Below are 12781 nucleotides of genomic sequence, written 5' to 3'. Positions count from 1 at the left end.
AATATTTAAGAAATATGATGCAAAAAAAAACGAGACATTATTATTTTGAAAGGGACACTACTGAAATTCTAAAAGGTATACAAGCCATCAGGGTTTGTGATATAATAAGACTTATGAGATTAGACAAATATTTAAAAGTTTCGCGACTTATTAAGCGTCGAACAGTTGCTAAGGAAGTTGCAGATAAAGGTCGAATTAAACTAAATGGTATTCTTGCGAAAAGTTCATCTGATGTTAAATATCAGGATGTTTTAACGATTACTTTTGGTAATAAGATCTTAGAAGTTCGCGTTCTGGATATAAAGGATTCTACTAAAAAGGAAGATGCTGACAAGATGTATGAAATCTTGTCAGAAACGCGTGTGAATCCTTGAGTTATTCTGGATTAAGGTAGAATGTCAGACAATCGACTTAATTTAGAGCGTGAAAATTATCTGCAGGATAGAAGGGACATCATGACAAATCAAAAGAAAATTGTTCGGTTAAATAATGAGTTTACAACGCAACAGTTAAACCAAATGCAAACAAGTAGTCAGAAATCGGTACCCAAACGCCGTTATTTAGGTTTGATTTTGGTCGCTGTCATTTTGGTTATGATTTTACCGACAATTAATCTTGTCAAATCATATCAAACATTGCAAAGTCGTCAAGATTTGAAGACAGAATATGAAAAGAAATCAGTTGCTTTGGATAAACAATTAGCCATTGAAAAAGCTGATATTGTCAAACTTAAAGATCCGATTTTCATTGAAAAGTATGCCCGTTTGAGATACTATTCAAAAGATGGCGAAAAAGTATTTTTAATTCCGGAGTTGTCAAATGGCGGACTTACAAAAATAAAATGATGGGTCGCGTTAAATCTATCTCTCGTTTCGGACTATTTGTGACATTTTTAGCATCTGACTTATCACAAGAAAATCAGGCACGTTTTGATAATATATCAGATGATTTTCTTTTAACGGGTTTGTTACGGTGGTCAGACGTCCCTCGAGGAGAGAAGTTTCAGAGAAATGATGCCCTGACAGTCACAGTAAAAGAAATTCATGATGACGGTAAAATTGATTTGCGTGTAACACCAGAAAATTTCCGTGAAAAATATGATAACATACTGGCTAGAACTGGGAAAATCTTGCAAGGATTACGCGATCAAAACCGAAAAGGAAGCAAGTCATGACAACAAAAAATGGGCAACTTAATGACGGACGTGAGGTCTATCTCAATGGTCAACGTGTGACTGATATGGCCAGTGAGCCAGTATTCTCTAAAACTTTGGCAGTCATTCAGCGCTATTATGAATTGCAACATGAGAATAAGAACCATACCTTTTTTGACAATGGGATTGAAAGCGAAGCTTCCGTGATGTTTTTTGCACCCAAGACAGCAAATGATTTGGCTAAAAAACGTCAAATTTATGAAGAGGTTGCACGTGAATCCTTTGGCATGTTAGGCCGGACACCCGATTTTATCAATGCCGGTGTCGCTATTTTAGGCAACTATGCAGATAATTTAGGGAAGCAAGGCGAGATTGATTTTGCAAGCAATGCGATAAATTGGGCCAATCACGTCAAATCTGATGATGTCTTTGTTAGCCATGCCATTCAAAACCCGCAATTAGACCGCCAAAAAACCTTGTCTCAATTATTGGCTGAAGGGCAGGAGTTTGCTGGTGTTTGGATTAAAGAAACGCGAGAAGATGGCGTAATTGTTAGGGGCGCTAAACAAGTCAATACTCTAGCACCGCTTGCGGATGAGTTATTAATTTTTAATCTGCCAGATTTAAAATCTGAAGATGACAAATTCGCCTTGGCTTTTGCATTGCCGATTGCGACACCAGGTGTTAAAGTCATCTGTCGCAAACCAACGATGAAATCAGACTATTCCCTTGCAGACTATCCCTTGTCTCAAGCCTTTGATGAGATGGATGCCTTTTTGCTTTTTGATGATGTCTTTGTTCCCAATGACGCATTATTCGTTTGTGGAGACGTTGAAAAATCTAACGCTTTCTTTGAAGCAAGTGGTTTATTTCATCATACAGCACACCAAGATGAGATCCGTGGCTTTGTTAAGTTGGAGTTTGTGACAGGAATTGCTGTCCGACTTGCTGAACAATTAGGGCTGTCTGGTTTTCAGCGTGTCCAAGAAAAGTTAGGTGAGCTATCTGTTAATCTGGAACTCATTCGGTCTTGTATCGTTGCGAGTGAAGTCACGGGCAAGTTACAAAAAGATGTTTTTACACCCAATATGCAAACTTTACTTGCAGTTCGTGCTAAATTAACAACTTACTATGATGAAGCTTTATGCGTGATTGCTGAGTTTTCAGCAGGTTCTGCTGTTGGCGTGCCAGATTTTCGAGCGTTTAGCAATCCAGAGATTTCAGAGATGTTAGACTCTGCTTTGACCAGTGATTTGATGCCTGCAGAAGAGCGGGTGCTTTTATTAAATCTCGCTTGGGACATTACAAGCGAAAGTTTCGGACAGCGCCAACGTGTGTATGAGTTTTTACATGGTGGTAATCCCATGTTTATTCATCTACAACATCTCAGACACACAGATTTAACACAGGCGAATCAGATGATTGATAAGGTTTTAAACAATGCAAGAAATGGTAAAAAATAAGAAAATTTATTTTGTGTTACAATGGCTGGTTTTTGTGGCAATGCTTCTACCAGCCTTTTTCACATTCCCTGAAAAATCAGATATCGTGAGTTCACAGACTTATACACCCAAGCTATTGTCAGATAATGCAAAGTTACCTAGATGGTCAGAAATCCCCAAACGAGCAGTTACTTTAAAAGAAACCCAGAGCTATACGGATACCGATTTGCAGATAAAGGCTAAGAAGATATCTGCTAAAACACAGCTAACTATAGAGAGTTTAAGTGTGCAAACATTTAAGCTGTCAGATGGTACTTTCATTTCAAATAATAAAAATGAGATTGGTTCTGATGTTGTCTTAAAGTCTGAGGAGATAAACCAACCACTCTATGTTCTAAAAGACGTCAATGTTCTTTACATGCCGTTGACAACTTTTGACAATCAAATTTACAGTAAGTTGACAAAAGGTGCTGGGGGAGTGTATGTGACGAAGAGCGCAACAACGCATTGGGGGACCTACTATCAAGTTACTTTTGATGGTGGTAAAACAGGCTGGATAGATAGCCAATCTGCAACTTTAAGAAATCCAAAATTAGATCAAGTTCAAACTTTATTAAATCAGAAATATCAGCAAACAGGCTATTCAATCTATGTCAAGCAACTTGATAGTGACTTTACGGCTGGTGTCAATCAAACGAAAAAAATGTATTCAGCGAGTTTAAGTAAGTTACCAATTCTCTACTGGACACAAAAGCAAATTAACGCAGGTAATGCTAGTTTGGGAGATAGTTTAGCCTACAATGACTTAGTGAATGGTTGTCAAGGCGCTTTTAGGACAGAAGGGACAGGCTTTTTGCCTAAAATAGCAGACAATCAGTCTTATACTTTATTAGATTTGATTAACCGGACAGCCAAGGACTCTGATAATGTAGCAAGTAATATGCTGGCCTACTATGAGACCAATCAATTTTCTGAAAACTATCAGTCTGAGATTGCAAAAATCGCAGGACAACCGTGGAATCCAATCGAACGCGAAGCATCATCTGAAATGGTAGGACGTGTCCTCGAAGCGCTCTACCATGAGGGTGGAGCAGGTTATAATGCCTTGATTGGGACGGATTATGATACAGAACGCATTCCTGCTAAACTCCCTAAATCGGTCCAAGTGGCGCACAAAATCGGGACAGCAGATGAATTTAATCACGATGCTGCTCTGATTTTTACGCCAGAACCCTATATTTTAGTGATTGAGACAGATAATGGTGCTGATAATGACGCATTGGCTGATATTTCCAAAGCCATCTATGAGGTAATGAAATGACCCCTTACGAGAAATTTGTCAAAATAGTTGATGAACAGCAGTATTTTGAACGACACCGAGACGTTTTAGTTGCTTTATCGGGTGGGCTAGACTCGATGACGCTGTTTAACTGGCTTTATCAAGCTAGAGAATCACTCAATATCTCTTTATCGGTTGCCCATGTTAATCATCAACAACGGGCAGTGTCTGCTGATGAAGCAAAAGCCTTACAAGAAAAAATGGCTGACTTGGGGGTTCCTTTTTATACGGCAAAGTTTGTCGGTTCTTTTTCTGAAGAAAAAGCACGCCATTTCCGCTATGATTTTTTTGAAAAAATTATGGTCGAGCACCAGTTAACAGCCTTAGTAACAGCACATCACAAGGATGATTTGACGGAAAATTTTCTGATTCGGCAAATCCGAGGGTCACGGCTACGCCACTTAACAGACATGGCGACGGTTCAAGCATTTGGAGAGGAGCGACAAGGTTTATCCCTCATTCGGCCACTTTTAGCTTTTGAAAAGTCCGAATTTGATGCGCCTGATTATTTTGAAGATGCGTCTAACGCAGAGAACGATTACTTGAGAAATCGTGTCCGCAATCTCTATCTACCAGCGCTTGAAAAAGAAAATCCGAGATTTTCTGAAAATCTAGCTAGTTTGACAGATGAAATTCAAAAGGCCATGTCGATTGTCACTTACAGCGCTAGGGCTTATGCAACTGCTGAAAAAATAGATTTAATTGAGTTTTCTCGAGAGATTGATGATTTACAGTATTTTATTTTACAGGGCTATATCGCTAAATTCCCAGCTTTAGAAGTTTCAAAAGCTCAGTTTGATGAATTATTCCATATTATCAGGCGTGAGGGGCAATATTTTCATGCGATTTCAAATGATTACAACTTTATCAAAGATCGCTACCATTTTTATATTGAAGAAAGATCTAAGGCAACTGAATTCGAAACGGCGATGACACCCTATATTACGGGTGATTTTCAAGAAATTGATTTGCCAGCTACAGGACAGATTGTGATTAGAAAACGGCAGCCGGGTGATCGGATTCAGGTGAATGGGATTGATAAGAAACTGCGTCGGTATTTCATTGACACGAAAGTTGCGCTTAAAAAACGCGGCAATCCTTTAATCGTCGTTGATGATATCGTCTATGGTGTGCTAGACGTTGTGACGGCTGATTTGAGTAAATCATTGAAACATGATAAAATGAAAAGAACACTTTATTATAGGGAAAAGAGATAAGTAACCAACATGTTAGAACAAACAATCGAGAAAGTTTTAGTCACCGAAGCAGAAATTTGTGCGAAATCAGAAGAATTAGGACAAATTTTAACAACGGCATATGCAGATAAAAATCCATTGATGATCGCAATTTTAAAAGGGTCAATCCCCTTTTTTGCAGAATTGACAAAACGGATTGATGCCCACATTGAGATGGATTTCATGGTTGTCTCAAGCTATCATGGTGGGACATCATCATCTGGTGAAGTGAAGATGATTAAGGATTTGGATACATCTGTTGAGGGTCGTGACATCGTGATTGTGGAAGATATTATCGATACTGGACGAACACTTCTGTACTTGAAAGAGTTACTCATCCATCGTAAGGCAAAATCAGTCAAAATTGTAACATTGGTTGACAAACCAGAGGGTCGTGTGGTTGATATTGAAGCGGATTATGTTGGCTTTACTTTACCCAATGAATTTTTAGTTGGTTTTGGTCTGGACTATGATGAACACTATCGTAATTTACCCTATATCGGTGTGCTTAAAGCAGAAATTTATCAAACTGAAGTTTAATCAGTCTAAAGGCTGATATTGACTAAACCTGACGTTTATAGATAGACATTTTTGGAAAAATTTGTCATAATATCTGGTATAACACAAAATTTAGACAAGGATTCTATGAATAATAAAAATAAAAACAGTGGTTTCATAAAAAATTCCTTCTTCTGGGTCATTATGGTAATCGTTGCAGTTGTCGGTTTCCAATATTTCTTCAAGGGCGTTGGCAATGAAACTGTAGATAAAATCAGCTACACAACCCTCGTTAAAAAACTAAAAGCTGGCGATATCAAAGAATTCACATACCAGCCATCATCTTCACTCATTTCAGTGAGTGGGGAGTACAAAAAGGCTGAAAAAATTAAAGCAAAAACAAACTTTTCTTTGATTGACAATAAACCAGTTGAAGTTAAGAAGTTTACAAGTTTAATTTTACCAACAGATACGACGATTAGTGATCTACAAAAAATTGCTGATAAAGAAAAAGTCAAAGTTTCTGTAAAACCAGAGCCATCAAACGGTGTTTGGTTGACACTCCTAGGTTCTTGGCTACCACTTCTCCTCATGATTGGTTTCCTTTACATGATGATGGGCGGCATGCGTGGTGGCGGTGCTAATGGCGGTGGTAATCCGATGAGTTTCGGAAAATCACGTGCCAAAGAGCAAGATAAGAAAACGGTCAAAGTTCGTTTTGCTGACGTTGCGGGTGCTGATGAAGAAAAACAAGAGCTGGTCGAAGTTGTTGATTTCTTGAAAAATCCTAAAAAATATCATGATTTAGGCGCGCGTATTCCAGCAGGTGTCTTACTTGAAGGCCCTCCAGGAACGGGTAAAACGCTCCTTGCGAAAGCCGTTGCTGGCGAAGCTGCGGTACCATTTTTCTCAATTTCTGGTTCAGATTTTGTGGAAATGTTTGTCGGCGTTGGGGCATCACGTGTCCGTGACCTTTTTGAGAATGCCAAGAAAAATGCCCCTGCCATCGTCTTTATTGATGAGATTGATGCGGTCGGTCGCCAACGTGGTGCCGGCATGGGTGGAGGGAATGATGAACGTGAACAAACCCTCAACCAACTTTTGGTTGAGATGGATGGGTTCAATGAAAGCAACGATGCTGTGATCGTCATTGCAGCAACCAACCGTTCTGATGTGCTCGATCCAGCCTTGCTACGTCCAGGTCGTTTTGACCGTAAAGTACTCGTTGGTGCGCCAGACGTTAAAGGTCGTGAAGCGGTATTGAAAGTTCACGCTAAGAATAAACCATTGGCAGACGATGTTGACTTGAAAGTTGTTGCCCAACAAACACCAGGTTTCGTAGGTGCGGACTTGGAAAATGTCTTAAATGAAGCAGCGCTCGTTGCTGCACGACGTAACAAGTCTGTGATTGATGCCTCTGATATTGATGAAGCAGAAGATCGCGTGATTGCAGGTCCAGCTAAGAAAGACAAACGGATTTCTGAGCGCGAACGTGAAATGGTGGCTTACCATGAAGCGGGTCATACAATCGTTGGCTTGGTGCTGTCAAATGCAAGCTTTGTTCACAAAGTAACGATTGTGCCACGTGGTCGTGCAGGTGGTTACATGATTTCCTTGCCAAAAGAAGATCAATTCTTGCTCTCTAAAGAAGACATGCAGGAACGTTTGGCGGGTCTTATGGGTGGTCGTACTGCAGAAGAAATCATTTTCAATGCCATTACAACGGGTGCTTCAAATGACTTTGAGCAAGCAACACAGCTCGCGCGTGGTATGGTGACACAGTACGGTATGTCTGAAAGACTGGGTACGGTTACGCTTGAAGGCAATTCACAAGCTGTCTTTATCGGTCGTGATTACGGTCAGACCAAAGGTTACAGTGAATATACGGCGCAAGCGATTGACGAAGAAGTGCGTAGCATTATCAACGAAGCGCATGAAACTGCGCGTCAAATCATTGAAAGTCATCGTGAACAGCATAAAGCGATTGCACTTGCCTTGCTTGAACACGAAACTTTGGATGCACGTCAAATCAAGTCTTTGTTTGAAACAGGTCAAATGCCTGCTGATAATGTAACAGAATCTGAAAGTGTTGAACCAGCAGATTTTGAACAAACTTTAAAAGCAGTAAACGAACCTAAAATTGATCATTTAGATGATGATTTAAACAAAATTGAAAATCAAGATCATGAATAAAAATCAGGCCTGAACGCCTGATTTTTTTGTGTTTTGTGATATAATATTAGATAATAAAACTGAGGGAAGTAGCGTAAATTGGCTCAAACATTCAAGGAAAAATTGGCAGAATTGGAGACCAAACGTCGTTTTGAGCAAGAAAATGTGGTAGAGCAGGATTTGGAAACCTCGGAGACCCCTGAAATTTGGGAAACTGCAGAAGTTTCAGAGGCGGTCGTGCCTCAAAATGACGTCGAACCTGCCATGCCAGCTCAAACAAAATCAAAATTAAAACTAAAAAAATTAACGTTGGCAATTTTTGTCAGCCTTTTCGTCATTCTCATCGCACAATTTTATGCTTTAGGCGACTTTAGCTTGACACGGCAAGTCACTCAAAAATCCTTGGATGGCAAATTTACTTATCAAGGTGGTCTGAAGAATGGCCGTTTTTCTGGCGATGCGACGATTAAAAATAGTTCAGGCAATACGCTGAAAGCTAAATTTAAGGCTGGTAAAATGCTTGATCCTGTGACTTATACCAAAAATAATGCCTATGTCGTCACAGAAAATGGTCAAAAAGTAACGATTACCCTAGCCGATAAGTCAGTTATTCATCAAACCGCAAACCAATATTCATTTAAGGGGAGTGTTTTTTCCTATGAGGGGGCTTGGCGTTTTGCCGGGACTTGGCAGGGCAAGATGCATTTCGCCAATGGTGCGAGCTACGACGGATCGTGGAAAAATGGTTTGCCGAATGGTCAAGGGACTTATACACCAATCGTGGGCGACCCAATCACGGGTAACTTTAACATGGGGGAGCTTGAAGAATGAAAATTAAATGGTTCTCTCTGATTCGAATTTTGGGTCTTGTGACTGTCTTAGGTTATCACTTTTTTGTCAAAGCTTTTCCTGGCGGTTTTATCGGCGTTGATATTTTCTTTGTCTTTTCAGGCTATCTGATTACATCGCTTTTTTTTATCGAACTTGAAAAATCAGGTGGCTTTACATTATGGACCTATTATAAACGTCGTTTTATGAGGATTTTTCCACCACTGGTCATCATGATCAGCACGACGTTGCCTTTCACGCTGTTATTACCGTCTGATTTTCGGGCTAATCTGGCCAAGCAAGTCGCTGCCGCTATTGGGTTTGTGACCAATCGGTTTGAAATTCAGTCTGGTTTGTCCTATGAAGCACAGCAAACACCGCAGTTGTATATCCATACTTGGACCCTATCTTTGGAGTTTCTTTTCTACCTGATTTGGGGTGCGCTCTTGTTTGTTTTGGTTCTTTGGCTGAAAAAACAAGGGCTTACAGGTAAAAAATTGCTGAGCCAAACGCGTTTTATCGTGTTTGTATTTGCCATTTTAGCGAGTGTTGCTTCGATTATTTATTTAGAAGTCACTTTTGACCCCAAATATTTAAGTTATAGTTATTTTGCTTTTGCGAGCCATGCCTATCCCTTCTTTATTGGTGCAATGGTAGCGACTGTTGTTGGGGTCCGCATTAGTGAGAAACAGCAAGCGCATTTTGCAAGCTATCCGATTAAAAAAATGCTGCTTTGGTCAGGTATTCCTATTTTGATTTTGTTGCTATTGAGTTTATTTGGCAAATTTGAGAGCAGTTGGACGATTCGGACTAATTTAATCCTGACGAGTGTTTTAACTGCGATTTTAATTGTTCAATTTCGAATTTTGCATGAACGCACGACTCGTCCTGAACCTAAAATTCTGACAATCCTTGCGGATACCTCATATAGTATTTATCTGTTTCATTGGCCAGTTTGGCTGATTATTTCTCATTTTGTACCGCAAGTTTTATTGGCGGGGATTTTGAGTTTCCTCATCTCATTTGTAGCTTCAGCTTTTGTCTACTATGGGATTGAACCCTATTTTCATGGCAAAAAACCAGCGAAATGGTTACTGAGTAAGCCGTTTTACGCTGGCTTGGGTGTGGTCGTTTTGGTTGGATTTGGTGTGATGTTGACTGCGCCTGCGCTTTCAAAAACGGAGCGAAGTCTGCATGAGGCAGCGATTGGGGAAGCGATGGTGTCGCTTGATCATAAAGGTCAATTAAGCCAAAATCTCTATGATATCGGCAATAACATTAATGCCAATACGAGTTGGGGGAATCCAGCTGCTGGCTTTGATACGAGTACAGATATGCGCTTGAAACAAAGCACCTCTCTGTCAGAAAATATTCTGGATAGTTCTCAGACTGTTTTGGGCGATTCAGTGATGGTCGGTGTCGTGCCTTATCTATCAATGATTTTACCCGATGCTGATGTTGAGGCACAAGTTGGTTTAAACTTGGATAGCATCCTTGATTTGTTTGAAAAACAGGTGAAAGCTGGTACACTTGGTAAGTATGTTGTGATTTCAGCTGGTGCGAACGTGACGAATGATATGACAGCTGATGTTCAAAAGATCATCGATAGCGCGCCTAAAGGCACGAGGTTAGTGTTTGTCACCCCTTATGATGGTAAAAATAAAGCTGTTCTAAATGAATTTAGCACCTATCTGAAATCACTGCCAGCTAAGTATCCTTGGGTAGCGATAGCGGACTGGGCGACCTATATTGAACCGCAAGATAATCGGCTTTGGGCAGATAAAATTCACTTTGCTGGGAAACAAGATGTCGCGGTAGATTACCTTAATCTCTTGGCGCAAAGTTTAAATCAGGTCGCTAAATCAAGACCAAAATCTTAAAGTTACGAAAATGTAACAAATACGTGAAAAGTCTGTGACAAGGCTTTTTTTTGTTGAAAAATCATGTTAGAATAAAGTAATATGCGAAAAAATAAACAGAATGATTTCAAAACAGCTCATAAAATATTTTTCACACTTCTAAGTCTTATCGGCATGATAGGTCTGATATTTGGTATTTCAGTTTTTCTTATTTTAGGAAATGAGAGCAGCACACAAGCTGATATGACAAATTCTGAGACAGAAAAAACAACACAACCTAAAATTTCGGACGTGACTTCAAAAGTTAGTCCTAAACCAGCCGCAGCAAAAGTAAGCCATGCTGTAAAAGCTGAGCCAGCTAAATCAAGCGAAACAAGTGATCAGGTTAGCTATACTGTTCAGGCTGGAGATGCATTGAGTGCCATCGCTGACCAATTCCAGGTCAGTATGGCGTCAATCATGCAACAAAACAATCTGACCTCTTCTGAAGCAATCTACGTTGGTCAGGTGCTAGCTTTTTCTAAGTCATATGTTGTTAAGGAAGAAACAGAGACTTCTTTAGAAGCTGATAAAGCCATTGATAATCAAAATGCACAAGGTATTTCAATCAATAATGGGAATAAAGTTGCTGCGGGTGGCTTATCAGATGATGAACGCTTGTATGTTTTGACACAACTTCAAACTCGTACCGGTGTAGATGCGAGTCAATGGGATTACATCATTTCACGGGAAAGTGGTTGGATTGCAAATATCAAAAATTCAATTGGTTATTATGGTCTGTTCCAATTAGCGCCAGGCTATACAGGATACGATGGTGATTTACAGGCACAAATCGAAGGTGCGGTTTATCTCTTTAATCATGGTGGGATGACACACTGGACACTATAACAAAGGAGTTTGACGTCAAGTTTCAGAAACAATTACAAAGTTTTTCAGTTTATTTTGAAAAAATGCTTGACGGAATAGAATTAATACGATATAATTATTTTTGTTGCTGATTGAGACATCTCAAACAGTTCAAACCCTGGTCCGTTGGTCAAGGGGTTAAGACACCGCCTTTTCACGGCGGTATCACGGGTTCGAATCCCGTACGGACTATTTTTATGGAGGATTACCCAAGTCTGGCTGAAGGGAACGGTCTTGAAAACCGTCAGGCGTGTAAAAGCGTGCTAGGGTTCGAATCCCTAATCCTCCTTTAGGAAACGACGAGTTCCTAATATAACATTATCGCGGGATGGAGCAGCTCGGTAGCTCGTCGGGCTCATAACCCGAAGGTCGTAGGTTCAAATCCTGCTCCCGCAATCATCAAATCAGTAGGTCCCGTAGTGTAGCGGTTATCACGTCGCCCTGTCACGGCGAAGATCGCGGGTTCAATTCCCGTCGGGACCGTTAAAATACTTTTCAGTATTTTAGTTATAAAACCAGTAACATTTGGCTCGGTAGCTCAGTTGGTAGAGCAATGGATTGAAGCTCCATGTGTCGGCGGTTCGATTCCGTCTCGCGCCATATTATGGTTAACCATAATGAATCTTAAGCGGGTGTAGTTTAATGGTAGAACCTTAGCCTTCCAAGCTAACTACGCGAGTTCGATTCTCGTCACCCGCTTTACCATTTTTTTATTGAAAAAAACTGGTTCCTAATGTACATTGGGGCGCATAGCTCAGCTGGTTAGAGCGCACGCCTGATAAGCGTGAGGTCGGTGGTTCGAGTCCACTTGTGCCCATTTGAAAATTTATTTTCAAAATTAGTTTGGTGCTAATTGCATGAGAGATACACCTGTTCCCATGTCGAACACAGCAGTTAAGTCTCATTACGCCGGAAGTAGTTGGGGGTTGCCCCCTGTGAGATATGGTCGGTGCCAAGCATATTCGCTTTGCTCAGTTGGCTTGAAGCACTGCTTCAAGGTTGCGGATAGGGAAAACGAAGTTTTCTTCTACTCTACCAGCTGAGATTATTCCGCTTTAGCTCAGTTGGTAGTAGCGCATGACTGTTAATCATGATGTCGCAAGTTCGAGTCTTGCAAGCGGAGCTAAGCAAACGTTGTCTGAGGACAACGTTTTTTTGTTTGAAAAATAAAGATAACTATAGAAAAATAGAGCTGTGAAGTCCGTGAATAATTACCCGCACCTCTTAATATAGTCCATAATCTTCTTCTTGATGCGATATTTCTGATTACGGTCAATCTTTTCGCCTCTCCTGAGCGCATCGAATAGGGTAATCTCCTCAGGCGTTAAAAGCAGATGAATCTCCTGACA

At 40.3% G+C, this 12781-nt stretch carries 11 protein-coding genes, 8 tRNA genes and 1 rRNA gene; all 20 read left to right on the top strand.

Going from position 1 to position 12781, the window contains the following annotated elements; translation table 11 throughout:
- Positions 1-113 precede the first annotated feature (113 nt).
- The 20 genes from RsY01_RS07690 (at position 114) to RsY01_RS07595 (ending at position 12555) form a co-directional block, all read left to right on the top strand.
- Positions 114-374, top strand: a complete 261-nt coding sequence (locus tag RsY01_RS07690; protein WP_094785161.1) for an RNA-binding S4 domain-containing protein — start codon at positions 114-116, stop codon at positions 372-374.
- Positions 375-455: 81 nt separating this feature from the next.
- A complete protein-coding gene (locus RsY01_RS07685; protein ID WP_157905800.1) occupies positions 456-845 on the top strand; it encodes an FtsB family cell division protein in 390 nt (129 codons plus the stop codon).
- A gap of 38 nt (positions 846-883) precedes the next feature.
- Positions 884-1174, top strand: a complete 291-nt coding sequence (locus RsY01_RS07680) for a S1 domain-containing protein (RefSeq protein ID WP_133063200.1) — start codon at positions 884-886, stop codon at positions 1172-1174.
- Complete coding sequence (locus tag RsY01_RS07675) at positions 1171-2616, top strand: 4-hydroxyphenylacetate 3-hydroxylase N-terminal domain-containing protein (RefSeq protein WP_094784974.1); 1446 nt, start codon at positions 1171-1173, stop codon at positions 2614-2616. Before RsY01_RS07680 ends, RsY01_RS07675 begins: the two co-directional genes overlap by 4 nt.
- Positions 2603-3916, top strand: coding sequence for a serine hydrolase (locus tag RsY01_RS07670; protein WP_432205772.1), 1314 nt, complete (start codon positions 2603-2605; stop codon positions 3914-3916). The genes RsY01_RS07675 and RsY01_RS07670 overlap by 14 nt, the downstream gene beginning before the upstream one ends.
- Positions 3913-5151, top strand: coding sequence for a tRNA lysidine(34) synthetase TilS (tilS, locus tag RsY01_RS07665; RefSeq protein WP_094784972.1), 1239 nt, complete (start codon positions 3913-3915; stop codon positions 5149-5151). Before RsY01_RS07670 ends, tilS begins: the two co-directional genes overlap by 4 nt.
- Before the next feature lie 9 nt (positions 5152-5160).
- Positions 5161-5709, top strand: a complete 549-nt coding sequence (hpt, locus tag RsY01_RS07660) for a hypoxanthine phosphoribosyltransferase (RefSeq protein ID WP_094784971.1) — start codon at positions 5161-5163, stop codon at positions 5707-5709.
- Positions 5710-5814: 105 nt separating this feature from the next.
- Positions 5815-7860 carry an ATP-dependent zinc metalloprotease FtsH gene (gene ftsH / locus RsY01_RS07655; protein ID WP_094784970.1) on the top strand — a complete coding sequence of 682 codons (2046 nt, stop codon included), beginning with the start codon at positions 5815-5817 and terminating at the stop codon, positions 7858-7860.
- Between the two features lie 78 nt (positions 7861-7938).
- A complete protein-coding gene (locus RsY01_RS07650; RefSeq protein ID WP_094784969.1) occupies positions 7939-8670 on the top strand; it encodes an MORN repeat-containing protein in 732 nt (243 codons plus the stop codon).
- Positions 8667-10547: an acyltransferase family protein gene (locus tag RsY01_RS07645; protein ID WP_094784968.1), complete on the top strand. Its 1881-nt coding sequence runs from the start codon at positions 8667-8669 to the stop codon at positions 10545-10547. The genes RsY01_RS07650 and RsY01_RS07645 overlap by 4 nt, the downstream gene beginning before the upstream one ends.
- A 222-nt stretch (positions 10548-10769) precedes the next feature.
- Positions 10770-11414, top strand: coding sequence for a LysM peptidoglycan-binding domain-containing protein (locus RsY01_RS07640; protein WP_167373250.1), 645 nt, complete (start codon positions 10770-10772; stop codon positions 11412-11414).
- 138 nt (positions 11415-11552) lie between these two features.
- Positions 11553-11624, top strand: a tRNA-Glu gene (locus RsY01_RS07635).
- Positions 11625-11631: 7 nt separating this feature from the next.
- Positions 11632-11721 (top strand) — tRNA-Ser (locus RsY01_RS07630).
- Between the two features lie 33 nt (positions 11722-11754).
- Positions 11755-11828, top strand: a tRNA-Met gene (locus RsY01_RS07625).
- A gap of 14 nt (positions 11829-11842) precedes the next feature.
- Positions 11843-11915, top strand: a tRNA-Asp gene (locus RsY01_RS07620).
- A gap of 44 nt (positions 11916-11959) precedes the next feature.
- Positions 11960-12032, top strand: a tRNA-Phe gene (locus tag RsY01_RS07615).
- A gap of 28 nt (positions 12033-12060) precedes the next feature.
- A tRNA-Gly gene (locus RsY01_RS07610) sits at positions 12061-12131 on the top strand.
- Between the two features lie 44 nt (positions 12132-12175).
- Positions 12176-12249: transfer RNA gene (locus tag RsY01_RS07605), tRNA-Ile, on the top strand.
- A gap of 25 nt (positions 12250-12274) precedes the next feature.
- A 5S ribosomal RNA gene (rrf, locus tag RsY01_RS07600) occupies positions 12275-12390 on the top strand.
- A 91-nt stretch (positions 12391-12481) separates the two neighbouring features.
- Positions 12482-12555: transfer RNA gene (locus tag RsY01_RS07595), tRNA-Asn, on the top strand.
- Positions 12556-12781: the final 226 nt, after the last annotated feature.

Source organism: Pseudolactococcus reticulitermitis, from assembly GCF_002260845.1.
GTDB lineage: Bacteria > Bacillota > Bacilli > Lactobacillales > Streptococcaceae > Pseudolactococcus > Pseudolactococcus reticulitermitis.
Note: the sequence above shows the minus strand (reverse complement) of the source record. Positions and strands in the feature narration are given on the sequence as shown.

Excerpts from the sequence above, each read along its gene's own strand:
- RsY01_RS07690 (WP_094785161.1), top strand. The coding sequence starts at position 114 with ATGAGATTAGACAAATATTTAAAAGTTTCGCGACTTATTAAGCGTCGA.
- RsY01_RS07685 (WP_157905800.1), top strand. The coding sequence starts at position 456 with ATGACAAATCAAAAGAAAATTGTTCGGTTAAATAATGAGTTTACAACG.
- RsY01_RS07675 (WP_094784974.1), top strand. The coding sequence starts at position 1,171 with ATGACAACAAAAAATGGGCAACTTAATGACGGACGTGAGGTCTATCTC.
- RsY01_RS07670 (WP_432205772.1), top strand. The coding sequence starts at position 2,603 with ATGGTAAAAAATAAGAAAATTTATTTTGTGTTACAATGGCTGGTTTTT.
- tilS (WP_094784972.1), top strand. The coding sequence starts at position 3,913 with ATGACCCCTTACGAGAAATTTGTCAAAATAGTTGATGAACAGCAGTAT.
- hpt (WP_094784971.1), top strand. The coding sequence starts at position 5,161 with ATGTTAGAACAAACAATCGAGAAAGTTTTAGTCACCGAAGCAGAAATT.
- ftsH (WP_094784970.1), top strand. The coding sequence starts at position 5,815 with ATGAATAATAAAAATAAAAACAGTGGTTTCATAAAAAATTCCTTCTTC.
- RsY01_RS07645 (WP_094784968.1), top strand. The coding sequence starts at position 8,667 with ATGAAAATTAAATGGTTCTCTCTGATTCGAATTTTGGGTCTTGTGACT.
- RsY01_RS07640 (WP_167373250.1), top strand. The coding sequence starts at position 10,770 with ATGACAAATTCTGAGACAGAAAAAACAACACAACCTAAAATTTCGGAC.